The organism is Aliiroseovarius salicola (genome assembly GCF_027891095.1).
GTDB lineage: Bacteria > Pseudomonadota > Alphaproteobacteria > Rhodobacterales > Rhodobacteraceae > Aliiroseovarius > Aliiroseovarius salicola.
Map to the genome: position 1 here is coordinate 35,610 of NZ_JAQIIO010000005.1, position 24,884 is coordinate 60,493.

The 24,884-nt window shown below is 55.6% G+C and carries 25 protein-coding genes; 9 read left to right on the forward strand and 16 right to left on the reverse strand.

Annotation, left to right across the window (positions count from 1 at the left end; translation table 11 throughout):
- Positions 1 to 9: 9 nt before the first annotated feature.
- The 6 genes from soxB to O2N63_RS10655 all read right to left on the reverse strand — a co-directional run bounded on the left by soxB (position 10) and on the right by O2N63_RS10655 (position 5,154).
- Positions 10 to 1,707, reverse strand: a complete 1,698-nt coding sequence (soxB, locus tag O2N63_RS10630) for a thiosulfohydrolase SoxB (RefSeq protein ID WP_271054250.1) — start codon at positions 1,705 to 1,707, stop codon at positions 10 to 12.
- A 106-nt stretch (positions 1,708 to 1,813) separates the two neighbouring features.
- Complete coding sequence (gene soxA / locus O2N63_RS10635; RefSeq protein ID WP_271054251.1) at positions 1,814 to 2,662, reverse strand: sulfur oxidation c-type cytochrome SoxA; 849 nt, start codon at positions 2,660 to 2,662, stop codon at positions 1,814 to 1,816.
- Positions 2,663 to 2,795: 133 nt separating this feature from the next.
- Positions 2,796 to 3,125, reverse strand: coding sequence for a thiosulfate oxidation carrier complex protein SoxZ (soxZ, locus tag O2N63_RS10640; RefSeq protein ID WP_271054252.1), 330 nt, complete (start codon positions 3,123 to 3,125; stop codon positions 2,796 to 2,798).
- Positions 3,126 to 3,143: 18 nt separating this feature from the next.
- Positions 3,144 to 3,560 carry a thiosulfate oxidation carrier protein SoxY gene (gene soxY / locus O2N63_RS10645; RefSeq protein ID WP_271054253.1) on the reverse strand — a complete coding sequence of 139 codons (417 nt, stop codon included), beginning with the start codon at positions 3,558 to 3,560 and terminating at the stop codon, positions 3,144 to 3,146.
- Positions 3,561 to 3,593: 33 nt separating this feature from the next.
- Complete coding sequence (gene soxX, locus O2N63_RS10650; RefSeq protein WP_271054254.1) at positions 3,594 to 4,088, reverse strand: sulfur oxidation c-type cytochrome SoxX; 495 nt, start codon at positions 4,086 to 4,088, stop codon at positions 3,594 to 3,596.
- Between the two features lie 328 nt (positions 4,089 to 4,416).
- Positions 4,417 to 5,154 (reverse strand): cytochrome c biogenesis CcdA family protein, encoded by a 738-nt coding sequence (locus O2N63_RS10655; protein ID WP_271054255.1) that lies wholly within the window; start codon positions 5,152 to 5,154, stop codon positions 4,417 to 4,419.
- A gap of 212 nt (positions 5,155 to 5,366) precedes the next feature.
- On the opposite strand from O2N63_RS10655, the gene O2N63_RS10660 reads away from it, so the two are divergent.
- The 4 genes from O2N63_RS10660 (at position 5,367) to O2N63_RS10675 (ending at position 8,061) form a co-directional block, all read left to right on the forward strand.
- Positions 5,367 to 5,666 (forward strand): thioredoxin domain-containing protein, encoded by a 300-nt coding sequence (locus O2N63_RS10660; protein ID WP_271054256.1) that lies wholly within the window; start codon positions 5,367 to 5,369, stop codon positions 5,664 to 5,666.
- Between the two features lie 206 nt (positions 5,667 to 5,872).
- Complete coding sequence (locus O2N63_RS10665; RefSeq protein ID WP_271054454.1) at positions 5,873 to 6,235, forward strand: ArsR/SmtB family transcription factor; 363 nt, start codon at positions 5,873 to 5,875, stop codon at positions 6,233 to 6,235.
- Positions 6,236 to 6,365: 130 nt separating this feature from the next.
- Positions 6,366 to 7,424 carry a YeeE/YedE family protein gene (locus O2N63_RS10670; protein ID WP_271054257.1) on the forward strand — a complete coding sequence of 353 codons (1,059 nt, stop codon included), beginning with the start codon at positions 6,366 to 6,368 and terminating at the stop codon, positions 7,422 to 7,424.
- Positions 7,425 to 7,554: 130 nt separating this feature from the next.
- On the forward strand, positions 7,555 to 8,061 hold the full coding sequence (locus tag O2N63_RS10675) for a flavin reductase family protein (protein ID WP_271054258.1): 507 nt from the start codon (positions 7,555 to 7,557) through the stop codon (positions 8,059 to 8,061).
- A gap of 33 nt (positions 8,062 to 8,094) precedes the next feature.
- On the opposite strand, the gene O2N63_RS10680 is transcribed toward O2N63_RS10675, so the two are convergent.
- Positions 8,095 to 8,517, reverse strand: a complete 423-nt coding sequence (locus tag O2N63_RS10680) for a hypothetical protein (protein ID WP_271054259.1) — start codon at positions 8,515 to 8,517, stop codon at positions 8,095 to 8,097.
- A 61-nt stretch (positions 8,518 to 8,578) separates the two neighbouring features.
- Between O2N63_RS10680 and O2N63_RS10685 the strand changes: the two genes are divergently transcribed.
- A complete protein-coding gene (locus O2N63_RS10685) occupies positions 8,579 to 9,781 on the forward strand; it encodes a hypothetical protein (RefSeq protein ID WP_271054260.1) in 1,203 nt (400 codons plus the stop codon).
- Positions 9,782 to 9,825: 44 nt separating this feature from the next.
- Here the strand turns inward: O2N63_RS10685 and O2N63_RS10690 are convergent, their stop codons facing one another.
- Entirely contained in the window at positions 9,826 to 10,239 is a 414-nt protein-coding gene (locus O2N63_RS10690; RefSeq protein ID WP_271054261.1) for a VOC family protein, read from the reverse strand.
- A 412-nt stretch (positions 10,240 to 10,651) separates the two neighbouring features.
- On the opposite strand from O2N63_RS10690, the gene O2N63_RS10695 reads away from it, so the two are divergent.
- Positions 10,652 to 11,944, forward strand: a complete 1,293-nt coding sequence (locus O2N63_RS10695; protein ID WP_271054262.1) for an O-acetylhomoserine aminocarboxypropyltransferase/cysteine synthase family protein — start codon at positions 10,652 to 10,654, stop codon at positions 11,942 to 11,944.
- Positions 11,945 to 12,026: 82 nt separating this feature from the next.
- On the opposite strand, the gene O2N63_RS10700 is transcribed toward O2N63_RS10695, so the two are convergent.
- A complete protein-coding gene (locus O2N63_RS10700; RefSeq protein ID WP_271054263.1) occupies positions 12,027 to 12,737 on the reverse strand; it encodes an SIMPL domain-containing protein in 711 nt (236 codons plus the stop codon).
- 229 nt (positions 12,738 to 12,966) lie between these two features.
- On the opposite strand from O2N63_RS10700, the gene O2N63_RS10705 reads away from it, so the two are divergent.
- A complete protein-coding gene (locus O2N63_RS10705; RefSeq protein ID WP_271054264.1) occupies positions 12,967 to 15,789 on the forward strand; it encodes a hypothetical protein in 2,823 nt (940 codons plus the stop codon).
- A gap of 130 nt (positions 15,790 to 15,919) precedes the next feature.
- Here the strand turns inward: O2N63_RS10705 and hppD are convergent, their stop codons facing one another.
- A complete protein-coding gene (gene hppD / locus O2N63_RS10710; RefSeq protein ID WP_271054265.1) occupies positions 15,920 to 17,017 on the reverse strand; it encodes a 4-hydroxyphenylpyruvate dioxygenase in 1,098 nt (365 codons plus the stop codon).
- Between the two features lie 150 nt (positions 17,018 to 17,167).
- Here hppD and O2N63_RS10715 point away from each other — a divergent pair, with 150 nt between their 5' ends.
- Positions 17,168 to 17,620 (forward strand): Lrp/AsnC family transcriptional regulator, encoded by a 453-nt coding sequence (locus tag O2N63_RS10715; RefSeq protein ID WP_271054266.1) that lies wholly within the window; start codon positions 17,168 to 17,170, stop codon positions 17,618 to 17,620.
- Positions 17,621 to 17,750: 130 nt separating this feature from the next.
- On the opposite strand, the gene cobT is transcribed toward O2N63_RS10715, so the two are convergent.
- Complete coding sequence (gene cobT / locus O2N63_RS10720; protein WP_271054267.1) at positions 17,751 to 18,770, reverse strand: nicotinate-nucleotide--dimethylbenzimidazole phosphoribosyltransferase; 1,020 nt, start codon at positions 18,768 to 18,770, stop codon at positions 17,751 to 17,753.
- A gap of 95 nt (positions 18,771 to 18,865) precedes the next feature.
- Here cobT and cobS point away from each other — a divergent pair, with 95 nt between their 5' ends.
- Positions 18,866 to 19,621, forward strand: coding sequence for an adenosylcobinamide-GDP ribazoletransferase (cobS, locus tag O2N63_RS10725; RefSeq protein ID WP_271054268.1), 756 nt, complete (start codon positions 18,866 to 18,868; stop codon positions 19,619 to 19,621).
- Between the two features lie 96 nt (positions 19,622 to 19,717).
- Here cobS and O2N63_RS10730 read toward each other — a convergent pair whose 3' ends face one another.
- The 5 genes from O2N63_RS10730 to O2N63_RS10750 form a co-directional block, all read right to left on the reverse strand.
- Positions 19,718 to 20,224, reverse strand: a complete 507-nt coding sequence (locus tag O2N63_RS10730) for a CarD family transcriptional regulator (protein ID WP_271054269.1) — start codon at positions 20,222 to 20,224, stop codon at positions 19,718 to 19,720.
- Between the two features lie 354 nt (positions 20,225 to 20,578).
- On the reverse strand, positions 20,579 to 20,911 hold the full coding sequence (gene fdxA, locus O2N63_RS10735) for a ferredoxin FdxA (protein ID WP_271054270.1): 333 nt from the start codon (positions 20,909 to 20,911) through the stop codon (positions 20,579 to 20,581).
- 49 nt (positions 20,912 to 20,960) lie between these two features.
- On the reverse strand, positions 20,961 to 21,332 hold the full coding sequence (locus O2N63_RS10740; RefSeq protein WP_271054271.1) for an RNA-binding S4 domain-containing protein: 372 nt from the start codon (positions 21,330 to 21,332) through the stop codon (positions 20,961 to 20,963).
- 51 nt (positions 21,333 to 21,383) lie between these two features.
- Complete coding sequence (locus tag O2N63_RS10745; RefSeq protein WP_271054272.1) at positions 21,384 to 24,284, reverse strand: helicase-related protein; 2,901 nt, start codon at positions 24,282 to 24,284, stop codon at positions 21,384 to 21,386.
- A 30-nt stretch (positions 24,285 to 24,314) separates the two neighbouring features.
- Positions 24,315 to 24,860 (reverse strand): tetratricopeptide repeat protein, encoded by a 546-nt coding sequence (locus O2N63_RS10750; protein WP_271054273.1) that lies wholly within the window; start codon positions 24,858 to 24,860, stop codon positions 24,315 to 24,317.
- Positions 24,861 to 24,884 lie beyond the last annotated feature (24 nt).

The following is a 24,884-nucleotide window of genomic DNA, read 5'->3' on the forward strand; positions in this document are numbered from 1 at the left end:
CGGAATATTTTAGACGCCGACCACGTTCACCGAGTTGTTCGGATCCAGTTTGATCGTGCCTTGTTTCTTGATGTGGCTTTCCACCACATCCCAGATCTGCGGCCCTTCGGTGCCTTCATTCACGGAGGCCCAGCCGGCCACCACATAGTTTTTCGCCGGATCAATCGCTTCGCCGGTTTTCAAAAGGGTCATCTCGGTGATGCGCGAGCCTTGCGGTTTGGTCACGTCAATCCGGTAGCCCATGCCGCCGATCCGCACCATATCGCCCCCCTGCTGGTAATAGGGATCGGGGTTAAAGAGGTTGTCGGCCACGTCCTCGAGGATCGTGTGGATGAACTCGCCGGTCATCTCGGTGCGATAGGCTTGTCCATAAGACATCGACGTCACGTTCCAGATGTCTTCGCGGGTGATTTCCTGCCCCGGCAGAATGCTCGGCCCCCAACGCACGCCGGGCGACATGGCAATATCGGCCTCACGTTCATTGATCAGCGCGTCACAGATCAAGTCATCCCACGAGCCGTTAAAGTTGCCGCGACGATAGAGAAGCGTGTCGGTGGAGCCGATCACTTCGTTCAGCTCGCTCTCGAATGGCGCGCGCTGGTCGTCGATCAGCTTGGTTATTGTCGCATCCGGGGTGATCACGTCAGCGAAGATCGGAATGAGCTTATGGCGCAGGCCCATCATCTTTCCGTCCCGCACATCCAGATCGACGCGGCTGATGAATTTCGAGTTTGAGCCTGAGGCGATGATAAAAGTCTGCTCCACCTGAACCGGTTCGGGCAGTGCGTCATGGGTATGACCCGACAAGATCACATCTATCCCAGTCACTTTCCCGGCCATCTTCTTGTCGACGTCGAAACCATTATGTGACAGGACAACAACAAGTTCCGCCCCTTCGGCGCGCACCTCGTCCACCATCGCCTGCATGTTCTCATCGCGAATGCCGAACGAGTACTCGGGGAACATCCAGCGCGGGTTGGCGATTGGCATATAAGGGAAGGCCTGCCCGATCACGGCGATCTTCACCCCACCGCGTTCGAAGAACTTGTAGGGTTTAAAGAGTTCTGCCGGTTCATCCCATTCCGCGTCAAAGATGTTCTGACCGAGGGCCGCAAAAGGCAGATTCTCGACAATCTCGTTCACGCGCTCTGAACCCAGAGTAAATTCCCAGTGGAAGGTCATCGCATCGGGTTTCAGCGCGTTCATCACGTTGACCACATCCTGGCCTTGCGTGTGGTGGCAGGTATAGGAACCGTGCCAAGTATCACCGCCATCAAGCAGCAGTGCATCGGGGCGATCCGCGCGGATCGCGTTCACGACGGTGGCCACACGGTCCATGCCACCCACTTTGCCATAAGCCTGCGCTAGCGAAGAAAAATCATTGTAGGTCAAAGCATAAGCAGAGGCTGATCCATCTTCGATCCCATAGGCTTTGCGGAAATCCGCACCGGTGACATGCGGCATCTGGCCCTTGGCTGCCCCCACCCCCAAATTGACCTCGGGTTCGCGGAAATAGATCGGCTTTAACTGGGCATGAATGTCAGTGATATGGATAAGTGACACATTGCCGTAAGTGTCGAATTTCAGCAGGTCATCCTGGGTCAACGCCTGCTGGGCGGCCAGCCTGGCCCAATTGCCGAAACCGGATGTGCCATAAAGCGCAGAGGCGGCCATGGAGACCTGGAGAAAGTCGCGACGAGAGATCATGTGCGGTTTCCTAGATGTGGTTGAGGAGTTCGCATTATATGCAAAACTCCGAATGTATTCAGGTAAAGAAATCCCGCCCGAGCGAACACCCGGACGGGAAAATGGATCAGTTGCGAACCGACGGACCTTCGACCGACAGGCCGTTGCCGCGCGATGCGACATACATTTCCAGCGCAATGAATTCATCCGAACCAGGGCTGAAGGTTTCCGCGCGAGTATCGCGCACACAACCCTTGAAGCGCGAATGCACCCCATTGAGTTTGGCGTTCTTCAAACGATAGGTCGGAAAGCCATTGATTTGGCCCTGCGACAGATGGTCGGCACGGATCATATTGCCATAGTTTTCCTCATGGCAGCTGGCACAGCTGAGATCCAGTTGGCCGGTACGGCTGTAGTAGAGTTCCTTGCCCATTTCCCATGTCGATTGACCGGGACCGTCAATGGCCACATTGACCGGCATACCACGCGACACGGAAGACAAAAGCGCCTCCATGTCGATCGCCGGCCCCTTGTCATAGCCCCATGCTTCAGCGCCCATGCGATTTTCCCGGCAATCATTGACCTGCATTTGCAGGGTGACAACCTTTTCGGCACCTTCGTTCCACTTGGGGTATGTGGCTTTCACACCGGCCATTTCTTCGATGTCACCATGACAGTCGGCACAGGATTTATTTTCGGTTCCCTCTGCCGTCTCCCAGGTTTCCATCGCGCTTTCGACCCAGATCATACCCGGATTGTCGAAATCATCCTGTTGCATTTCTTGGGTCTGGTCCGAGCGAAACACCCAGCCAGAGATCACTTCATCCATGCTGTCCGACATATGTGCCGGGGCCGCAGTGCGGGTGACCATTTCGATCTCGCCATTGACGATCAGCTCTGCGCTTTCGTCTGCAGTGGCGACACTCGCTCCGAAGGCGGTCGAAACAGCCAGAAGTGCTGCGATGCCATTTTTCATTCTTATACCTCCCTAAGGCGAATTGCCCTGCCCTTCATCGGGGCCTCAACAAAACGCACTCTCACTTTATGTGGCGTTGCCTTCCGCCGCCTCTTCGCATCTCGAAGAACGGCGGAACACTTATCACTGCGCCTTAAGCGACCTTGATCGGTTTTGCGGTCTCATAAACCGAGCCGTCATCGTCGTACCATGTGAACTTGAACTCACCAGCGGCGTCGACTTTAGCTTCAAACTCGAAATATGGGTTGGTCGAGATCGCCGGTTCCATTGTCACATCAACCACCATTGCACCGTTAAATTCACAAGTGAATCGGTTGATGATCGAGCGTGGAATGGCGTTGCCATCTTTGTCCTTGCGCTGTCCCGACTCCATCTTGTGGCTGATCAGGGTTTTCAGCGTAACCACGTCGCCAGCAGAGGCGGACTTGGGGACTTTCACGCGGGGTTTTACACCTTTTGCCATGTCTTCATGCTCCTCTGGTTAGCCGCCGCAGCCGCCGATTGTGACCTTGACGATCGATTTGGCCTGAACAAAGCTGCCATCCGCCATTTTTGCGATGGCGACGACGTCTTGTGTGCCTGCCAGGCGAATACGTGTGGACGCAGCCTGCGAACCAGCAGCGGGACCGAAGTTGAACTGGGCGACGCCCGGGGTTGGGTTGCCGGTGGCCAGAATGATGATCGCGCTCGCGCCCGGTGCATCAACTGACACCGGAACGGTGTTCCCATTTTCAGCGATTTCCGGCGCAGTCAGGGTCAACCCGCCTTCGCCAATTTCCGCCCCACCGGTAAAAGCCGCAATGGCCTCATCGGCAGCCGCACTTGCCCGCATCGGCAACATGGCGACGGCGGTGGCGCCGAGACCAAGAGCCAGAGCTTCACGACGTGTGAATTTCATTTCTCTCTCCTGTGAGTATTTGCGCCGAGACATTTATTTCAGCGTCATCAGATAGGCGACGACATCTTCGATCTGCTGAGCATCCAACAGCGGCTGAACCTCGCCCTCGTGAGCTTTGCCGGTATAGGCCTTGCCCAATCGGTTGAACCCTTCAGTCTTATAGAAAGCAGGCATGACCGTACCTTCAAATAAAACCTTTGCGTTCACGAGAATCCCGCGCAGTTCTGCCTCAGACCAGCGGTCACCCGCCCCATCCAAAAGCGGACCGACTTCGCCGTGAAACGGCACATCTGCAAGATCCGTGATTTCATGACAGGCAACGCAATTGCCCATCGATTTGGTCGAGGCGACTTTTGCGCCCTCCGTGGCGTCGCCCGGCGCACCGGTCAGTGATTGCTCTACAGCACCGTCTTCGTTGAATACGACAGCGCTTGGCGCCACCGTTTCGGCCGCTGCAATCCCTGATGCCATTCCCGTGATTGCAGCACCTGCAAACAGAACGGCGAGCGTGATCTTTGTCCGCTTCATAATACCTCCCATGACCATTATGGGGATACGTTACGCATGTGAAGTAATTTTCGCAACATCAAATTCTATTATTTGAATTATTGCTTTTTACCAATTTTCTGGCACCCTTCGGCATTTCCAAAACGCGCCGTACCCCGTTGTATGCATGAGACTATTTTTACACGTGCCAAACATCCCTCACGTCTCACACCATCGGGAAATTCACCAACCACCAAATTATTTTTCCAAATTAGGTTCAAGGAAAATCTCAATGCATCACATCGCAAACCAGCAGGGTTTCAATATGATTCCCTCATGAAGACCCAACGATTTCACTGCGTGTTATCTGTCATCCCAATCGCGTCAGCGCAGGGAACCAGTCAATCATCCATTGCCCGATTATATTCACCGTGCCTGATGCGATAAGCACAGCAAACAGGATCAGCATCGCCCCCATCACCTTCTCGACATAAGGCAGGTATCTGCGATTGCGCCCCGCCCATCGAATAAAGCTTTGCGAAAAGAATGCGGCAAATACAAAGGGCGCGGTCATACCCAAACCATAGACGGCGAGAAGCGCCGCGCCTTTCGAAATATCCCCCATCCCCGAGGCGATCATCAAGATCGACGCGAGCACCGGCCCCACACAAGGGGTCCACCCGAAACCGAAGGCCAAGCCCATCAGATATGCTCCGACAACTGAGCTGGGGTTGACGCCGCTGCTCAATCGCGCCTCGCGGTACAGAAATCCAAGCCTGAATACCCCGAGGAAATGAAGGCCAAACAGCAAAAGAAGCGCCGCCCCTGCATATGCCAACACGTCCCTGTGGCGGGCAAATGACGTTCCCAAAGCAGTCGCGCCGAGCCCCAGCAATATGAAAATCGTGGTAACACCCAGTGCAAAGGCAACAGCGGCCAATATCAGTCGCCTTTGTGCTCCGGGCGCAATCCCATCTTCATCACGCAACTCCTGCATCGAGAGACCCGCGAGGTAGCTAAGATAAAAAGGGACCATCGGCAGAATGCAAGGGCTGGCAAAGGACAGAAGCCCCGCAAACGCAGCCCCTATGAAACTGATCTCGAACATTCCCGCTCCCCGTTATTTTCTCTCATCCAACCGCGCGCCCTTGCGCGCTCTGGGTCAACACTCTTGAATTCATAACATATTCAATTTATGTATTTTGTATACATCTGGTTAACCTCGGAAGACACATGCATCATTTATTTGCTCGGCTCTTACCCTTTCTCATCGCTGTAATAGCGATGCTGCCAACACCAATACGCGCCGCAGAATTAATCATGGTAGATGAACCAGGATGTGTCTGGTGTGCGCAATGGGAAAGCGATCTGGGTATGATATATCCCAAGACGCCAGAAGGAAATTTTGCCCCATTGAAGAAAATTGGCCTGCGCAAGATCCGAAGCGACCAGCTTGCTTTTAGCCTGAAACGTCCGGTCTCATTCACCCCTACATTCCTGCTGATCGAGGGTGGGCATGAAATGGCGCGGATCGAAGGGTATCCGGGAGAGGATTTCTTTTGGGGATTGCTGGAGCGCATGCTGACTGAACACACAACTTATGTTCGACCAGAGGGGTGAGTTTTTACACCGTGGGCATCTTGTCACGCCACGGTGAGCAAAGACGCGAACCGTTTGCAAATTCGCAATCGTATTCTATATACTGCCGTGACGCGGTTTGTGGACCAAGAAACGCGAAAAAAGCGGGCCAACGTGACCCGCAGAATTATTAAACAATGGACGAGCCGGCGGGTGGATTTTCGCCGGACGCTACAAAGGATCAGATGATGGCTCTACCTGTCATTCGCGAAGACATGACAAATGAGGAACTGGATCAGATGATGACCAGTGCCTGCGACGCCTCGAACCTTCTCAAAGCGATCAGCCACGAAGGTCGATTGATGATCCTGTGCCATCTGGTGACCGGTGAAAAATCGGTGACAGAACTGGAGAAACTCCTGTCTGCCCGCCAAGCAGCCGTGTCTCAACAACTGGCTCGCCTGCGTCTGGAAGGGCTGGTAACCCCCCGACGCGACGGCAAGACCATCTACTATTCCTTGACCGATGATCGCCCGCGTCGCATCCTCGAAGTGATTTACGAGATGTTCTGTTCAGTGGGCAAACCGGAAGATCGCAAGGCTGCGGAATAAAACGGCATTTCCGCCCAACTGCATCGGGATTGATCTGAACTGGCATTGCGAATGCGTGACTGGCCCAAACAGCTCGGGTCACGAATGCCAGCAATCCGAGGTCCGGTCAGGTCATCGGTAAGGGGGGTAAATGTTCGACTGGGTATCTGACACCAATTTGGCTGCTCTGATCGGCCTGATTGGCGGCGTGCTTTTGGGATTGTCGGCTCGTCTGGGTCGGTTCTGCACCCTCGGCGCCATCGAAGACGCCCTTTACGGAGCGTCCCGCGATAGGCTGGCGATGTGGGGCGTGGCAATCGGGGTCGCGATGATCGGATGCTTCTCACTGGTTGGCGCTGGTCTCTTGCCTGCCGAAGAAACTGTATATCTCAGTCTGAGTTGGAACCCGCTCGCGTCAATCATTGGGGGGCTTATCTTTGGATATGGCATGGCGCTTTCCGGCAATTGCGGATTCGGAGCACTGGCAAGGCTGGGTGGTGGGGATCTGCGCAGTTTTGTGATTGTGCTTGTCATGGGCTTGTCGGCCTATACGGCCATTTCCGGCCCTTTTGCCCGGCTGAGAGTGTGGGCATTTCCTGAAACGCCAATCGACGGGGATACTCTTCCCTCCATTGCTCATGGAGTTTCGGGCCTGTCCGGCCTGTCCCCTGCCCTGATCGGGATTGCGGTTGGAGTGTTCCTCTTGTCAGCATTGCTGATCTGGTCTGACATTCGCATAGCCCGTGCCAAACTGTTCTGGGGCGCCGTCGCCGGGTTGGCTGTTGTGATCGGATGGGGCGGCACCGCCTGGGTTGCCACCAATGGTTTTTCCGCCATTCCAGTGGAAAGCCACACCTATTCTGCCCCGATTGGCGACACGCTGATTTATCTCATGACGTCATCCGGAAATGAATTGAATTTCGGCGTGGGATCCGTTGCAGGCGTGTTGTTGGGCGCCCTTCTTGGAAGCGTGCGCCTTGGCCATTTCCGTTGGGAAGCCTGCGAAGATCCACGCGAGTTGAAACGGCAAATTCTGGGAGCCGTCATCATGGGATGGGGGGCCGTGATTGCCTTTGGCTGCTCGATTGGTCAGGGCCTTTCCGCCTTTGCCCTGCTGTATTACGGAGCACCCGTCACTTTTCTGGCGATCATCGCTGGGGCCGCTTTGGGTCTGCGTCACCTGATTTCCGGTTTTTCCGTCATCGAATAGCGGGTTTTTGGCTCAGACGCCCAATTCAGGCAATCCAATATCTGATCATACCGTTTTTAACCTTTTCACCCATGGCTTCGCCTTATAGGGTCGCGCCGCAAATGATCTGAGATGCGCGAGACAGACCAGAATGAAAAGCTTCAACCCCGGCCCCGAACATGCCGCTGAACTCAGGGCCGCTCTTGGCACTTTCACCACCGGCGTGACCATCGTGACCACCAGCATGAAGGTCACCAATGGCGCGCGCCCAATTGGCATGACGGTCAACAGCTTTACCTCGGTTTCGCTGGACCCGCCGCTGATCTTGTGGTGCCCGGCGCTGGTCTCTGCCCGCCACGACAGTTTCGTCGCGGCCGAGCATTTTGCCATCCATATTCTCTCTGACGCACAACGCGATCTGGCGCAGCACTTCGCCCGGAACGGAGACGACTTCACAGATATTGCCCATCACATCGACGACCATGGCGTCCCCCTGCTGGATGGCTGCGTCACCCGGCTTGATTGCCGTACAGAACGCGTCATGCAAGGTGGCGATCATTCGATCATCTTGGGGCGCGTATTGCGCGCCCATCAGGCTGATGCCAATGCTCTGGCCTTCTGCGCCGGGAAATTTGGCAGGTTTTCTGAGGGCACCTGACCCTTCCCGCTTCATTACCACATAATCGAGCCGTCAGTTTATCATTATGGCTGCACGCGCATATGTCGCCGAGGCCGTGACCCCGTCATCATAGGTGAGGGTCACCTGCACCTCGTCCACTGATTTCAGTTCGAAATTCAGAAATGGCAACAGATCGTTGGCCTTGATCGCGTTGGGTTGCGCTTCATCCATATAGCAGGGTTCGAGCTCAAACCTTTGCATCTCGCGTCCATTCACAGCGAACTCCACCTGTTCCAATCCGCAGCGCCACGCCAAGAGATGCGTAAAGTAAAGAATGTCTTTCCCGTCATATTCTCGTACGGCCACCCAGTTTGCCTGCGTGGCTTCGAGAATGGGGCGCACCTCGGCGGCCGTTGTGAATTGTTGCGCTTTGACCGGCAAGCCCGCCACTGAAAAAGCTCCGGACAAAACCAACACTCCAAACAAATACTTCATCAATATCTCCCACTAATCTGTAACATCCTGCACCAACCGACAATTGACACAATGCCTGCTTATGCAGCCCTTTCCGGGCACCACATTCCTGCCTATACTGCCCGAAAAGACAAGATGGGCAAAGAGCATGGCCAAATCGGCGAAAATTCAGGCTAGCCGCGCGGCGTCAAAGAAGACTGGTGCCAAGGCGCAAGCGGACAAAAGTTCAAAATCCGCAGGCAATGCAAAATCCAAGTCCGTTGCCCGCAATAAAACAGCCAAGACAACGCCGCCCAATTCCACACCTGTAGATTTCAATGTTGTTGTGGTTGGGCAGGCTGGGCGTATCTCTTACGAAGCATTGTTGTTTGTCGCCTCTCTGCGTGCCTCTGATCCAGATTTCAGCGGGCGTGTTTTCGTGGCGGAACCGCAACCCGGTGAAAAATGGCCGGATGACCCACGCATTCGAACTTCGGTGAGCGAAGCATTGCAGGCGCTGGGGGCCGAAATCCTCCCATTCCAGAGCCATCACTTCGGCGCAGATTACCCAAATGGCAACAAAATCGAAGCCCTTCTGGAATTGCCAGAAGGAGAACCCTTTGTCTTTTTCGACAGCGACACTGTGGTGACTGGAAAACTGTCTGAGGTGGCATTTGATTTCTCGCGCCCCTCTGCCTCGATGAAACGGGAAAACACCTGGCCAAATATCGAATTATATGGCCCTGGGTATGGGGAAATCTGGGGATCACTTTACCGAAAGTTTGCGCTGGATTTCGACGGGTCGCTCGATCTCAGTCAGCCTGACGAGTATTGGGAACGCTACATGTATTTCAATGCGGGGTGGTTCTATGGGCGCTGCCCGCGCGAATTTGGCGCTCGTTTCTTGGAATATGCGCTGGCCATTCGTGACAAAGCCCCAGAAGAACTGGTCTGTCAGGAGCTGTATCCCTGGCTGGATCAGATCACCCTGCCCCTGGTCATCTCATCATTTGAAGGTGGTCGCCCTAGGCCGGAGCTTGACGGGTTGGATGGAGACGTCACCTGTCACTGGCGTATCCTGCCACTGGCTTATGCCCGTGAACCCGATCAGGTGATCGAGATGATCGAAAGCGTGAGCGCCCCAAACAAGATCAAGAAAGTGCTGAAGGAATACCAACCCATGCTGCGCATGATCTATCAGGGGCGTGGTCAGAAAGTGCGCGCCCTGTTTGATCGAGACAACCTGCCGCGACGCGAGCAGATGATCCGTAACAAGATCAAACGCGAAGGGTTCTGGATGCGTTAGCGGGCGTCGGAAGCCAGGGGAAACATGCATCGTTCTTGAAGAAACTAGCCTTCAAACACGTTAGAAAGGCTTTTGAAGCCCTTGACTTCAATTGGATTTCCGGAAGGATCCATAAAAAACATCGTCCATTGCTCACCCGGCTCACCTTCGAACCGAACTGTGGGTGCAATGACCCAATCTGTTTCGGCATCCTCAAGCCGATCAGCAAGCGCACGCCAGTCATCATAGGGAAGAACAACGCCAAAGTGCGGCATGGCCACCATATGTTGCCCCACCTTTCCAGTATCGGCCGTGTCAAATGGCGTGCCAAGATGAAGGCTGAGCTGGTGGCCGAAAAAGCTGAAATCCACCCAGCTCTCGGTCGAACGTCCTTCTTTGCACCTGAGAACATCACCGTAAAAGCGCCGCGCGTCGTTAAGATCCGCAACATGAATGGCAAGGTGAAATGGCGTTAGCATGGTGGCTCCAATTGCTTTTGAAAACATAAAGCAGGGTTGTTTATGCACAACGGCTGCGATGCATCAGGGAAATAGCATTTACGCATGCCCTCTGTAGTTGTGATACACGATGCGTCGAGATCAAAGCACTGTCCACTTCATTTCATGTCGCAACATACTGAAGAGATGGATCAATTCCACCCCCAAAAGATTGGGCCAGCGAAACAAATGCCCCGCAGCGTGACACAGAGCGCACGACCCACCCAACAACGACACAAAAAATCCTCCCCCAAAATGCTGGTTTTGGAAAATTTATTCCTCCTACAAATTGTGATGGGAAATGCCCTCCTGCAATCCATATTGCCCCTTTCACTCTGTTGAAGCCCACGCCCCTTTCCCCTAGCCTGCATGCAACTTGAATTGGGAGATTAAGATGACAGAAGAACGCAAACTGGGATTTGATACACAACAGGTTCACGCGGGCACTGCACCCGACCCGGCGACCGGCGCCCGTCAGGTGCCGATCTACCAGACCACTGCCTATGTGTTTCAGGATGCAGATCACGCCGCGCGGCTCTTCAATCTCGAAGAGGTTGGCTATATCTATTCTCGCCTGACCAATCCCACTGTCGGCGCATTGCAAAACCGAATTGCCGAATTGGAAGGTGGCGCAGGGGCGGTTTGCTGTTCCTCAGGTCATGCGGCCCAGATCATGGCGCTTTTCCCGCTGATGGGACCGGGTCTGAACATCGTTGCCTCGAACAAACTGTATGGCGGGACCGTCACCCAGTTCACGCAGACCTTCAAGCGTTTCGGCTGGGAAGCCAAACTTGTCGATTTCGACGACCCGGCCGCTGTAGAAGCCGCCATCGACGACAATACGCGCGCGCTTTTCTGTGAAACCCTGGCCAATCCGGCAGGCGTTCCCACCGACATTCCGGCCATTGCCGCGGTCGGCAACAAAGCCGGCATCCCTCTGGTCGTGGACAACACGTCAGCCACCCCTTACCTGGTCAAACCGATCGAGCTGGGTGCCACCCTCGTTGTGCATTCAACCACCAAATACCTGACCGGCAACGGCACAGTAACCGGTGGTGCAATTGTGGACAGCGGCCAGTTCGACTGGATGCAAAACGACAAATTCCCGTCCCTCAGCCAGCCTGAACCTGCGTATCATGGTCTGTGTTTCGGTGCAGCGCTCGGCCCGATGGCCTTCACCTTCCACAGCATCGCAATTGGACTGCGTGATCTTGGTATGACAATGAACCCGCAGGCGGCGCATTACACCCTTCTGGGCATTGAGACCCTGTCTCTGCGGATGCAAAAGCACGTTGCGAATGCACAGAAAGTTGCGGAATGGCTGGAAGCCGACGACCGGATCGATGCGGTGAACTTTGCTGGCCTCGCCAGCTCGCCTTACAAGGCGCTTGCCGACAAAATCAGCCCGAAAGGCGCAGGAGCGCTGTTCACCGTGGCGGTGAAAGGCGGATATGAATCTTGTAAGAAGCTGGTCGATAATCTGAAACTGTTCAGCCATGTTGCAAATCTGGGCGACGCGCGGTCCCTGATCATCCATTCGGCCTCGACCACACACCGCCAGCTGAGCGAAGAGCAGCAGGTTGCGGCAGGTGCAGCGCCGAATGTGGTGCGCTTGTCGATCGGGATTGAAGATGTGGATGACATCATTGCTGATCTGGATCAGGCGCTGGCAGTGGCGACCTCCTAATCGCAAACCAATCGCAAAAGCGAGAACAAAAGAGGCCGCCAAACTAGGCGGCCTTTTTATTTCAAAAGCTTATAGCCAGTAATTAACTTTCCCCGCTAAGCTCAAATATCATTGTGACCTGAGCTGTGACGTCAAGTTCCCCCTGCGCCACTGGCATTTCGGCCTGCACCTCCATCGCCATACGCCCAAATACCGGGCCGGGTTGCGGAGCATCTGCGCCCTCCTGCAGCAAGATCACTTGACCAAGAGAAAGCCCGGCGGCTTCTGCCAGAAGCCCAGCTTTGCGCATCGCATCAGATACGGCCAGCGCGCGCGCCTCATCCCGCAGCGTCTCACGATTGGAAAGATCGAATTGCAACCCGTTGATATTATTGACACCAGAACGTATGACCTGATCCAGAACTCCACCCAGATCTTCCAGCTCTCGCAATGTAACACTCAGTGTCGAACTCGCCTCAAACCCAATCCGACGCGGATTGCTCGAACCCGAGTAATTATACTGCGGCGATAACGAAAGCTGGCTGGTTTGGATATCCTTACCCTCAATTCCAATCTCTTTCAGATCCCCCAACAGGCGCGTGATACCTTCTCCAACGGCGCGACTGGCAGAGACCGCATCTTTTGCCTCTTCGCGCACGCCAAGTCGGATCACTGCCATATCCGGCACCGCAGACACCAGACCGTGTCCAGTGACCTGCAACCGGGACGCTTCGGTCTGTGCGGTTCCTGCTACGGGCATAAACGTCAGCACAAAACTCAGGATGGCGGCGAAAATTGAATGAGGCTTCATCATCATAAACTCCGGTTTTCCACTACTCTGCGCCAATTGTTGCCACGTTCAACCTCGTCCTTGGAGCCCTCTTTTCATGGGCGAAAACCTGCTGTAGTTTCAAGGCAGTGGCGTATGAAGCCATCAAAGCGTGGGACAGTGCATGACCTGCGCCGTTTTGGGTGGAAAAAAGATAACTCTTGCCCCCGCTGAATTGAAGACCGAATGACGGACACAGGAGCCAACGCCAAGTATGAAGCCGAACTTTGCGCTTGATTTGACCCACGAGGGTATTGGCCTCATGTATCGCGGCAATGGCGGTTGGCTATTGGTGGGGGAAGCCCCACATGATGCGCCCAACCTTGCATCAAGCCTTGCGATGATGCGCCAACACGCTGTGGATCTTGAAAGCGATGGTTTCACCGTCAAACTGATCATCCCACCCTCACAGATTTTGTTCACAACCGTGACGGCTCCTGGCCCAGATGACGCAACGCGCGAGGCGCGAATTCGTGAGGGGTTGGAGGGGCTGACCCCCTATGCGGTTGATGAGCTGGTATTTGATTGGCACGCCGAAGACGAGATGGCCCACGTGGCCGTTGTTGCGCGTGACACGCTGGCAGAGGCCGAGGCTTTTGCCAATGAGAACCAACTGAACCCGATTTGTTTTGCAGCCCGCGCACGTGGAAGCTTTGAGCGGGAAGCGCAGTTCGGGCTGACCAGCTGTGCGGGTGAATATATCCCCAGTGGGGCGACGATCGAACCCGATCTGGAATCTCTCCCCGAGTTGATGGGATCCGGCAGCACTTCGGCAAGCGCAGACACCCCAACGCCAGAGCATGTTTCTCCCCAAGAAACCACCGCCCCGAAAGATGCAGCGCACGCGCCTGACAGCGATCCAAGTACAGCGGTCCAGTCTCCGTCCGGGAATGAGATTTCGGACCTCCCCCCTGAGCCCCCTGTACTGGCCCCTTTCCCTCCGGATTTCGAGCCAGACAGTCAGATCTCCGAGGTGGAGCGCGATGTCAGACCGGAAGAAAGAAAAGCATCAAACACAGCGTCCGCAAGCGATATCAGCGGGACGCACGCGTCAGAAACATCAGATCGTGCTGCTGCAAAACAACCGGTCAAGGTGAAAGAGAAAGCTAAACAAAAGCGCGGCACAGCGAAAAACTCTGCTGTCCCACAAGCATCTGAAACTCTGGCTTTTTCATCACAACGCAGTGAAACAGATGCCGACACCCCGTCGGTTGCCACCCCACCTCCAAACGAGGGGCTTCCCTCTCGTATCGCAATGGCCCTTCCAGAAAAGAATGCGCCCTCAGCTGCCGAACGAGAAGTACCTGTTGAAGTCCATGTGCCGGTCACTGCGCCAAATTTGGATACACCAGAGGACGAAACAGCGCCTGAACCGAAGCGTCAGGTCACCAGAAAGACGCTGCGCAAGGCGGCACAAAAAGGGCTGACCGGTGCATCAGCAGCTGCCAAAGCAACGAAAGCCCTGGCAAAATCGACCTCTGAAAAAGCCCAGAAGGCCCGCAAATCAGTACGCAAGAAACCCGCAAAAACCATAAAGCGGAATGAAGCTGAGATTATGGTTACTAAAGTTGCTCCTCCTCCATCGGGGAGCATCTCGGCCAAAGCGGGCACAGAGATGTCCCGGAAATCAGCAGCGCAGAAACGAGCCCTGAAAGAAGCAGAGGCGCTTACAATTTTCGGAGCGCGACGCAGCGATATCACCGGCGAGCAACCCCGATATCTCGGCTTGGCCCTCGTGCTTGGGTTGCTGTTGTTCATTGCCGTTCTTGCGGTCTGGTCGATGTTTTTCTTTTCAAAAGAGACGACAAATCTGTTTCCTGAAAGGGAAGATCAGTTTGATGGGGCGATTTCCACTGGTGTAGACACGCCTTCTGACCTTGAAGCAGATCCCACCATTGCTGCCGCACCCTACCCTCATCTGACGCGGGATGACATCATTGCATCCGATGAAGATCAGCAACTGGATTCTGCACTGGTTGAAGCGGACGAAGGCCGACACAACGAAACTCTTTCCCCTGAAGCTGCGGAAACCCGTTATGCTGCGACCGGAATTTGGGAAAGAGCTCCGGACCCATTGGAAGATCCGACCGGTGGTACGATTGATGGCCTCTACGTTGCATCAATTGATCCGGTCACCAGTGGGCATGACGCGGTCGCATTGCCCTCTCAGCGGATTGGAGAGTTGCGCCGTGATGCAATTGATGATTTCGCGCGCCGGCCTCCCCCTCCCTCTGGTACTCGGTTTGATCTGGATGAACGGGGACTGGTACGGGCCACACCGGAAGGGGCACTGACCCAAGACGGGTTTTACGTTTTCGCAGGTCAGCCCCCCCTCGTTCCGCCCGCGCGACCCGAGGGGGTGATCCCCGATGCTCCGGTTGTAACGGAGCTGGTAAATGCCGATCCGGACCTGCAAGATATCCGCCCACGCCAACGTCCCGATGGTCTGGTTGAACAATCTGAACGGCGAATTCTGGGGGGCAGATCCCTACAGGAACTTGCGGCAATCCGGCCCATGCCGCGGCCACAATCTCCGCAGGCGCTCGCGCAGGCAGAAGCGATTGCCAACGCTGTGGCCAATGCCTCAAACGACGAAGAAGCTGCGGCGGCCGCGGCGGCCGTCGTCGCTCCTACACAGCAGGCCGTGAACCGCTCGTTGCAGCCGAAATCACGCCCAACCGGTTTCGAGAAGATCATTGCCGACGCAAAGGCCGCAAGCGATGCATCTGACGGATCAGTTGTGGTGGCTGCTGCACCGCAAAACCAGACCGTCACCCCATCCATCCCAACCCGCGCCTCTGTGGCCAAACAAGCCACGATCAAGAACGCCATTTCTTTGCGCAAAGTGGCATTGATTGGCATCTACGGAAGTTCTGCAAAACGGAGCGCTTTGGTCCGGCTTTCGTCAGGCCGCTATGTGAAAGTAGGGATCGGAGATCGGTTGGACGGGGGGCGTGTGGTGTCGATTTCGGAAAGCCAACTGGTTTATAAAAAAGGGTCTCGCACAACAACTTTGAAAATCCTGCCCTTCAGTTGACATCGCGGCCCGGTCAAGCGGGGCGTTCCCGTCTCATATGCCTTTTAGGTACAATGCCCACAAGGCATCTCGTCCAGCAAAACAGCCGCATCCAGCAGACGCGGCTGTTTTGGGGAGTATGGACAAGCGATCAGGCGACGTCGCCCAATTCACCGTTTTCGATCTGCTCACGCTCGATGGATTCAAACAGGGCTTTGAAATTTCCCTCACCAAACCCATCATCGCCTTTGCGCTGAATGAACTCAAAGAAGATCGGGCCAATCACGGTTTTTGAGAAGATCTGCAGAAGACAGCGGGTTTCTCCGCCGCCTACTACCCCTTCGCCATCAATCAAGATGCCGTGCTTCATCATTACGTCTTTAGGCTCTTCATGGCCTTTCACCCGTTCATAGGACAGGTCGTAATAGGTCTCGTTTGGACCGGGCATGAATTTCAAGCCACGAACCGCAATCGCATCCACCGACGCATAGATGTCGTCAGTTCCGATCGCGATGTGCTGGATGCCCTCACCTTTGTATTTCTTGAGATAGGCCACAATCTGCCCTGTCTCACCACGATCTTCGTTGATCGGTATCCGGATCTTACCACAAGGCGACGTAAGAGCGCGGGAGAAAAGCCCGGTAAATTTCCCCTGAATGTCGAAGAAGCGGATCTCTTTGAAACCAAACAGATCACCGTAGAACTTGAACCACACATCCATGTTGCCCTTGAAGACATTGTGGGTGAGGTGATCAAGGTAATAGAAACCTACGCCCTGCGGGTAGGCATCGGCGATCCAGTCAAACTCGTCATTATAGGCGCTTTGTTCGTGATACTGGTCGATGAAGTAAATCAGGCTGTCACCAATCCCGTAGATTGCCGGCACGTCCAGAGACTTCCCGCCACCTTCATAAGGTTTCGCACCCATCTTCACCGCATGATCAAAGGCATGCTGTGCATCCACGACGCGCCACCCCATGGCCGAGGCGCAGGGTCCATGTTCAACGCTGAACTTCTCGGCCTGGCTGCCGGGTTCCATATTAATCAGATAGCTCACATCTCCCTGCTGCCACAGCTCCACATTCCGGGTCTTGTGATTGGCGGTGTGGCTGAACCCCATTTGTGTAAAGAGATCACGCAGTTCCTGCGGCTCGGGATGTGCAAATTCCACAAACTCAAAACCATCAGTGCCTGCGGGGTTTTCATCGGAAATTATTGCGCGGGGGGCATCATGCGGGAACGGACCCATCGGTGTCTCCTTCAGAAGGTTATTAACTTGTGAACATTGTAACCCTCCAACCGCACCTGAAATGCGCATATACCGTGGTATTTATCAAATTATTTGCGCGATCCCCGCACTAATAGTATTATATCCGCATATTTACCGCATGAGATATCTATGGACAAAATTGATTCCCGCCTCCTCGCCGCCTTGCAACAGGATGCACACCTGACCTCACATGAGTTGGGAGAACTTTTGAATCTCTCCGCCAGCCAGGCTGGAAGGCGCAGGCAAAGGCTCGAAGAGAAAGGCTTGGTCACCGGGTATTCCGCACGGCTGGACGCAAGGAAACTCGGTTTGACTGTGCAAAGCTTCATCCAAGTTGAGATGGCCAGCCATGATCCGAAAGCAGCCCGTGCCTTTGCCCAGATGGTAAACGCCCAGCCCGAAGTGATATCCGCTTGGACGCTGACGGGCGCGTCGGATTATCTGCTTCGGGTCTATTGCAACGACCTGGCCTCGTTGAATCATTTAATTCACGAAGTGCTACTGCCCCACCCGTCGGTGTCGCGCGTACAAAGCCAGATCGTAATGAATCAGCTCAAGGCTGACGCCCCTTTGCCGACCTGAACAAAGGTAAAAGCAGAGATCACCGTCGGTGACAGGAAACGAAACGCACTTACGGTGAGTTAAATATAGGGGACACTTGCTTGGGTCGCCCCCCATACCAGATTTTGCAAAGCGCCGATGGCTTCTTGATTTATCCGTCCGAAACGCCAGCTTCGGCAAAAGTTGCCATGCCCGAATGACAGGCGACGGCGCCTTTCAGGATGCCAATGGCCAATGCGGCACCAGAACCTTCTCCAAGGCGCATCCCCATCGACAAGAGCGGCTCTTTACCAAGCTCCTGAAGCACGCGCGCATGCGCTGCTTCTGCCGAAACATGACCCGCAACCGTATGATCCAGCGCGCCGGCCTGCGCCTGCGCCAGACAGGCGGCTGCGGCCGTGCAGATAAACCCATCCAGAATAACCGGGATCGATTCTACCCGCGCCCGGGCAATTGCGCCCGCCATTGCCGCAAGCTCGCGCCCGCCCAAACACCGCAGCGCCTCAATCCCATCACCTTTGGCACCGGGATTGGCCAAAAGCCCTTCCGTGACCACCTGGGTCTTAAGTGCGAGACCTGCATCGTCGACACCGGTGCCACGCCCTGCCCAGTCCGCCGCCTCACCACCAAACAGCGCATGTGCGATTGCAGCCGCCGAAGTTGTGTTGCCAATTCCCATTTCTCCGGTCACCAGAAGATCCGCAGACGGATCAACCGCATTCCAGCCGGTCAGGAGCGCCGCAACCACCTCATCTTCGCTCATTGCCGGGCCTTGTGTGAAGTCGGCAGTGGGGCGATCCAAGGAGAGTGCATGCACGTCCATCTTGGCACCAAAGGCCTTGGAGAGCTGGTTGATCGCCGCTCCGCCATGCTGAAAGTTCAGTACCATCTGCTCAGTGACTTCAGCGGGAAAGGCCGACACGCCGCGCGCAGTCACACCGTGGTTTCCGGCAAAGACAATCACTTGCGGGTTTTCCAGCGATGGGCGTCCGTTGCCCTGCCAGGAAGCAAACCAAATGGCCAGATCTTCCAACGTCCCTAGGGCCCCCGGGGGTTTGGTCAATTGCCCGTTGCGTTCCTCAGCGGCGGCTTTTGCCGCTGTGTCCGGCCCCGCTGCCTCTGCAAGCAGCGCCTGAAATTCTACAAGTGTCGAAAATGACTGTCCCGTCATGACCCGTTCCCCGATTGATTCCTCGTCCCCATCTCTTTACCGATGAGACAGACGTCCAGCCAGAGCACATGAGACTTAATATGGCAAAACCCGACATGCCCCTGCTTCACTTACAGGATTTGCCCGCCGCATTGGGATTGCTGAGCCGTTTGCCGGTGAAAGTAGACACCGATCTTGCAACGACTCGCGGCGCCATGTCGGCCTGGGCCTGGCCACTTGTCGGAATAGTGATCGGGCTGATCACCGGACTGGTTGCATTGCTGTCTCAATGGCTTGGATTACCCGTTCAGGCAGCCGCCATTCTCGTCCTGACCACACAAATCCTATTGACCGGAGCGTTGCACGAAGACGGATTGGCCGACTGCGCCGATGGATTTTGGGGCGGGTATGATCGGGAACGGCGGCTTGAAATCATGAAGGACAGCCGGATCGGTGCATATGGGGTGATTGCAATCGTCCTGTCGCTCTTGGCACGTGCCGGAGCCCTTATCGTGGTCTTGTCCCTGCCCTCACCCATCTTTGCCCTGATCGCCGTAGGCGTCATAAGCCGGGTGCCGATGGTGATCCTGATGGCTGGCCTGCCCAATGCCCGGGGAACCGGTCTGGCACAATCCGTAGGGCGACCGGGCTTTTCCACCGGTCTCCTTGCTACAGGTTTCGCGCTCATTCTTTCGGCCGTCCTGCTGGGGTGGATCTTTGTGCCACTCACAATCTGGGTCGCGATAACTGCAACCGTCATTGCTTTTGTTGCACATCGAAAAATCGGTGGGCAGACTGGCGATGTCCTTGGGGCAAGTCAGCAAATCGCCGAAATCTCAGCACTGTTTGTACTGACCAGCCTTGCAACTTAGCCAAAAAAACCGCCGCTCACCCAAGAAGGTGAGCGGCGGTATCGTGTTGCAGGCACGTAAGTTTAAAAAGTCACTCTTGAAATTTCACAGAATGGCTCAGGCTGCGCGCGACATCAGAACATCGCTGACTTTTTTCTGCGCTGCCAATTCGTCACCACCACCCACGGCGGCAACTTCGCGGGTCAGACGCTCCAGAGCCGCTTCATAAAGCTGACGCTCGGAGTAGCTCTGTTCGCGCTGATCATCGTTGCGGTGCAGGTCACGTACCACTTCCGCAATCGAGATCAAGTCACCCGAATTGATTTTCTGTTCGTATTCCTGGGCGCGACGCGACCACATTGCGCGTTTCACACGGGCTTTGCCCTTGAGCGTATCCATAGCTTTGGACACTTCAGCATCGCTGGCCAGACCGCGCATCCCCACTTCGGTGGCTTTGTTGGTCGGCACACGCAGGGTCATCTTGTCCTTTTCAAAGGAGATGACGAACAGCTCCAACTGAATACCAGCGACTTCCTGCTCTTCGATCGATACAATCTTTCCAACGCCATGGGCGGGATAGACGACATATTCGTTCGGGCGGAAATCAAGCTTTTTCTTGCTCATACATGTCTTCCTTCACAAGTCTCATTTGCCGCTCAGAACCTCTGCATCAAATTCGAGACGACAAAACGACAGGGGGGTGCGATTGCGCCCCTCGGCCTATTTGCATCTACGGAACAATCCAACGGGCCGGGCAACGCGGAAATTAATTCCTTTTCCAAAGGATCTTCCGGGTCCGGCCAAGGGTCCTAGCTTTCATTAATCAAAAGTATAACAGAAAAAAGCACCAAGCAAAAGCGCTGCGGTGCAATTAGGTTATTTTCTGATTTGGTTTCATGACCTTAGCGAATGCATTCTGGATCCTATCGGGCGCTGGAACAGCGTTTCTCCCGAATCAACATCCCTACAGGCCAATTCTCACTCGGCTGCAGCTTCCGAGAAATACTTCTCGAGCTTGCCATCTTCGCCATCACGCTCTTCCGCTTCCGGCAGCGGCTCTTTGCGCTCAACAATCACCGGCCACAATTCCGCGTATTTACGGTTGAACTCGACCCATGTCTCGGTTCCCGGCTCGGTATCGGCCCGGATCGCGTCCGCAGGGCATTCCGGTTCGCACACACCACAGTCGATGCATTCGTCGGGGTGGATCACCAGCATGTTTTCCCCTTCGTAGAAGCAGTCCACAGGGCAGACTTCTACGCAATCGGTGTATTTGCAGGCGATGCAGTTGTCTTGCACAACGTATGTCATGGCATGTCCTCAAACTTTGGCTGTGCCCCACTTATTTCACAGCGGCGGATCAATCAAGCGGGGGACGCAGGGTTTTCGCCAAGTTGCGGCGATCTTTCTTACTTGGTCGCCCTTTGCCGTCAAATTTTGGTGCAGAGACTACATCCGGTGGAATTTCTTTCCGCTCTGGGGGCGGTGAAAGATCGTCATAAAGTGCCTGAGCTTCGTGAGCAGGGCCACGCCGGGTGGACAGCGCTATGATCTTGATAACCCGAACCAGTCGACCCTGAGGGAACGTCAGCACATCTCCGGGTGAGATCTGATGAGAGGGTTTCGCAACCTTGTCCCCATTCACCCGCACATGACCCGCAGCGATCTGCTTGGTGGCAAGGCCCCGCGTTTTGAAGAACCGGGCGTGCCAGAGCCATTTGTCGGCGCGCATTCGGGCGATACTACCGCCCGAAGCTGATGTGTCTTTTGGCCCTGCGGCCACTTAGCCCTTGTCCTTGAGCGCAAGAAGAGCGGCGAACGGGTTGTCCGGGTCCACTTTCTTTCCCTTGCTCGACGGGCCGGTGGAATAGGTCTTGGGCTTGTTGTCGCGCTGCGGCTTGCCGCCTTTGCCCCGACGATCGCCCTGACCTTTCCCGCGTGGTTTACCACCATCACGGTTGCCATCGCGGCGCTTGCCACCCTGCCCTTTTCGGTCGCCCTGGCGCTCGCCAGCTTCGCGACGCTGACCTTGACCACGCCCCCCCTGACGACGGTTGAACCCGCCCCAGGCAAAGGTGAAAAAGACTTCCATTTCCGGGGCTTCTGCAGTCGCCTCTGCGGCAACATCCTCAACCGGTGTTTCAACCGGTGTTTCTGAGGGGGCTTCCGCAGGAACTTCTGCCGGGGCCTCTGCCGGTGTCTCAACCGGGGCTTCGACTGGCGCTTCGACTGGAGTTTCAGGCGGGGTTTCTTTCGGAGCCTCTTGCGCGTCGGTGGAAACGGTTTCGGCTTTCACTTTCGCACGCTCACCTTTTTCAGCCTTGTAGCCCAGACCCTGCATAAGGTCGGCAAATTGCTCGAGCGTCATACCGGTGATCGACAGCATATCCGCCTTGGCCTCAAAACCGCCACGGCTGTCTTCCACGCGCAACTGATCCGCGAGACGTTCCAGCATGTCGATACGAATCGCGCGCTGGCCAGCGGGGCGATACCCTGACAGGAGATAAGCAGACGCATCCACGGCCTCGATCACCGGAATGGTCACAAGACCAGGAGGCGGAGCTTCTGGGAATTCCTGCAAATCCTGCCACAGCGAATGCAGCACAAGGCGCAGACGGGTCGGCGCAGGCTTCAGCAGGAGCGGCATGAAGATGGTGAACTGACCAAAACGAATGCCGTGCTTGCGCAGCGCGCCGCGGGCGTCCTGATCAAGATCCTTGACCTCACCGGCGACCTTGTCGCGCGCGATGATGCCCAGCTCTTCGACCATGCGGAAAGCAAAGCCACGCGCCAGCCCAGACAGAGTTTCGTCTTTTTGCATCGCCAGAAGAGGCTCAAACAGCGCCACCACCTTGCGGTCGATGAAATGCTGCAAGCGGCGCGTGACCTTTTCGGCCACGTCCGTCCCAGCTTCTTCGTCTACAAAAGCTTCGACGCGCGGTTTCATCACGTCGTCACCTTTGACCAGCTTGCCTACCGCATGCTCGCCCCACATCAGGCCACCCTGCTCGGTAAAATCAAGCTCGGTATCGGGCGCGTTATAAAAACGGTCCGCCCGCAGGTGGAACTCAGGGGCCATAGCCTGAAGGCTGGCGGCACGCAGGGTTTTTGCCTCTTCCGGGCTTTGCGAGCTGTCCTGGCTAAACCGGAACCCTTCCAGACGACCAACAAACTGGCCTTCCACTGTCACTTCACCCTTGTCATTCACGTCAGCCACGAGGCTCTCCTTCTGCTTCAACCGGCGCAGAAGCACAGACGTGCGCCGGTCAACAAATCTTTGGGTCAGTGCATTGTGCAATGCATCCGACAATCGGTCTTCTACAGCACGGGTGGCCCCGCGCCAATGGGCAACATCACGTAACCAGTCGCGGCGTTGCGCCACATAGGTCCATGTGCGAATAAAGGCCAACCGTTTCGACAATGTGTCGATATCACCATCTGTCCGGTCGATGCGTTTCACCTGTCGTGCAAACCAATCTTCGCGAATCTCTCCGTGCTGGTGCAAGTCCTTGAACAGGCTTGTAACAAGGTTCGCGTGTTCGCCGTGGCTGATCCCCCGGAAATCCGGCAGGCGACAGACCTCCCATAACAGTTGCGTCGAGGCCCCATCGGTAGCCCGCGCCGCCACTTCGTCATCCCGTGTCATCATCTTGAGCGCAATCAGGTCGTCAGCCTCCCGTGCGCGTGTCAGGTGTTCATTGCCACTGGGCGCTTCTAAGGAACGGATCAGAGCTTCGGGATTGCCAAATTGCAAATCCGCGTTGCGCCACATGAGTTTCTTTTGCGGGGTAAAACGGTGGTTGGTGATGGCCTCCACCACCTCTTCGGCAAAGGCGGGTGCCTCACCAGTTACCCCAAAGGACCCGTGGTTCATATGGCGCCCGGCACGCCCTGCAATCTGTGCAAGCTCATGGGGAAACAATGGGCGCATCCGTCGACCGTCAAATTTTTCAACGGCCGAAAACGCCACATGATCGATGTCGAGGTTGAGCCCCATCCCAATCGCATCCGTCGCCACGAGGTAATCCACATCCCCGTTCTGATACATCTCGACCTGAGCGTTTCTTGTGCGCGGAGACAGCGCCCCCATCACCACGGCAACACCACCCTTCTGGCGGCGCATCAGCTCTGCGATGGCATAGAGGTTGTCCACAGAGAACCCGACAATGGCAGATCGGCCCGGCATACGGCTGATTTTTTTTGATCCGCCATAGACCAGTTCGGAAAATCGTTCACGCCGGATGAACTCGACCTTGGGCACCAATGCCGCAATCACGCCCCGCATCGTGTCAGATCCCATTAACAGGGTCTCTTGGGTGCCACGCATATGCAACAGGCGGTCGGTGAAGACATGGCCTCGCTCGGGATCGCAGCTGAGTTGGATTTCATCAATCGCCACAAAATCCGCGCCCATACCAGGGGGCATCGCCTCGACCGTGCAGACCCAGTATTGCGCACGATCCGGCACAATCCGCTCTTCCCCGGTGACCAGCGCAACGACATTGGGACCACGCAAGCCCACCAGCTTGTCATAGACTTCACGCGCCAAAAGACGCAGCGGCAGGCCAATCACACCGGTGCGATAGCCCAGCATTCGCTCAAGCGCATAGTGGGTCTTGCCGGTGTTGGTCGGACCAAGAACCGCAGTGATACGATTGCCGGCGCGGGCCGTGTCGGAAACCATTTGAAAGCCTTTTCGCGGGCAGGTTACGGGTCAGATATTGGTGCCCAGCTGGAGGTTCAACCGCGCCACCGCCTCTTTTACGTCGGCATTTCGAGGATGTATAGCAAGGACTTGGCGGTAAAAACTTAGTGCCATTTCAGGCTCTCCAAGCATTTCCATGACAACAGCCACCCCTTCAAGTGCATCGAAATGGCGTGGTTCAAGCACCAAAACCCGACGTAAATCCTCAAGGGCAAGACCGAACCGCTCGGCCCGGAAAAATGCGGTCGCCCGCATATGCCAACCTTCGGCAAAGTCCGGCGCATGATCCGTCAGTGCCCCAAGGTGATCAAAAGCCGCCTCCAGATCCTCTCTTTCAATTGCCTCCCGACCACGTTGAGCCAAAAGGTCCATGGCATTTGATCCCGACCGCGCCCAACGGGATTGAATTGTTTGTTCCAACGCCAGCCAATTGCTGTCATCTGCTTCTTTCAATTGGGAAAAAAGCACATCCATGCTCACGTCCTGCTGATCCTGCGCGGTCGCTGGGAAAGTGGCACAGAGAGCAAGGCATATGGCGCAGATTATAAGCTTCATACCCAATCTTAGCGCGGCATTCCC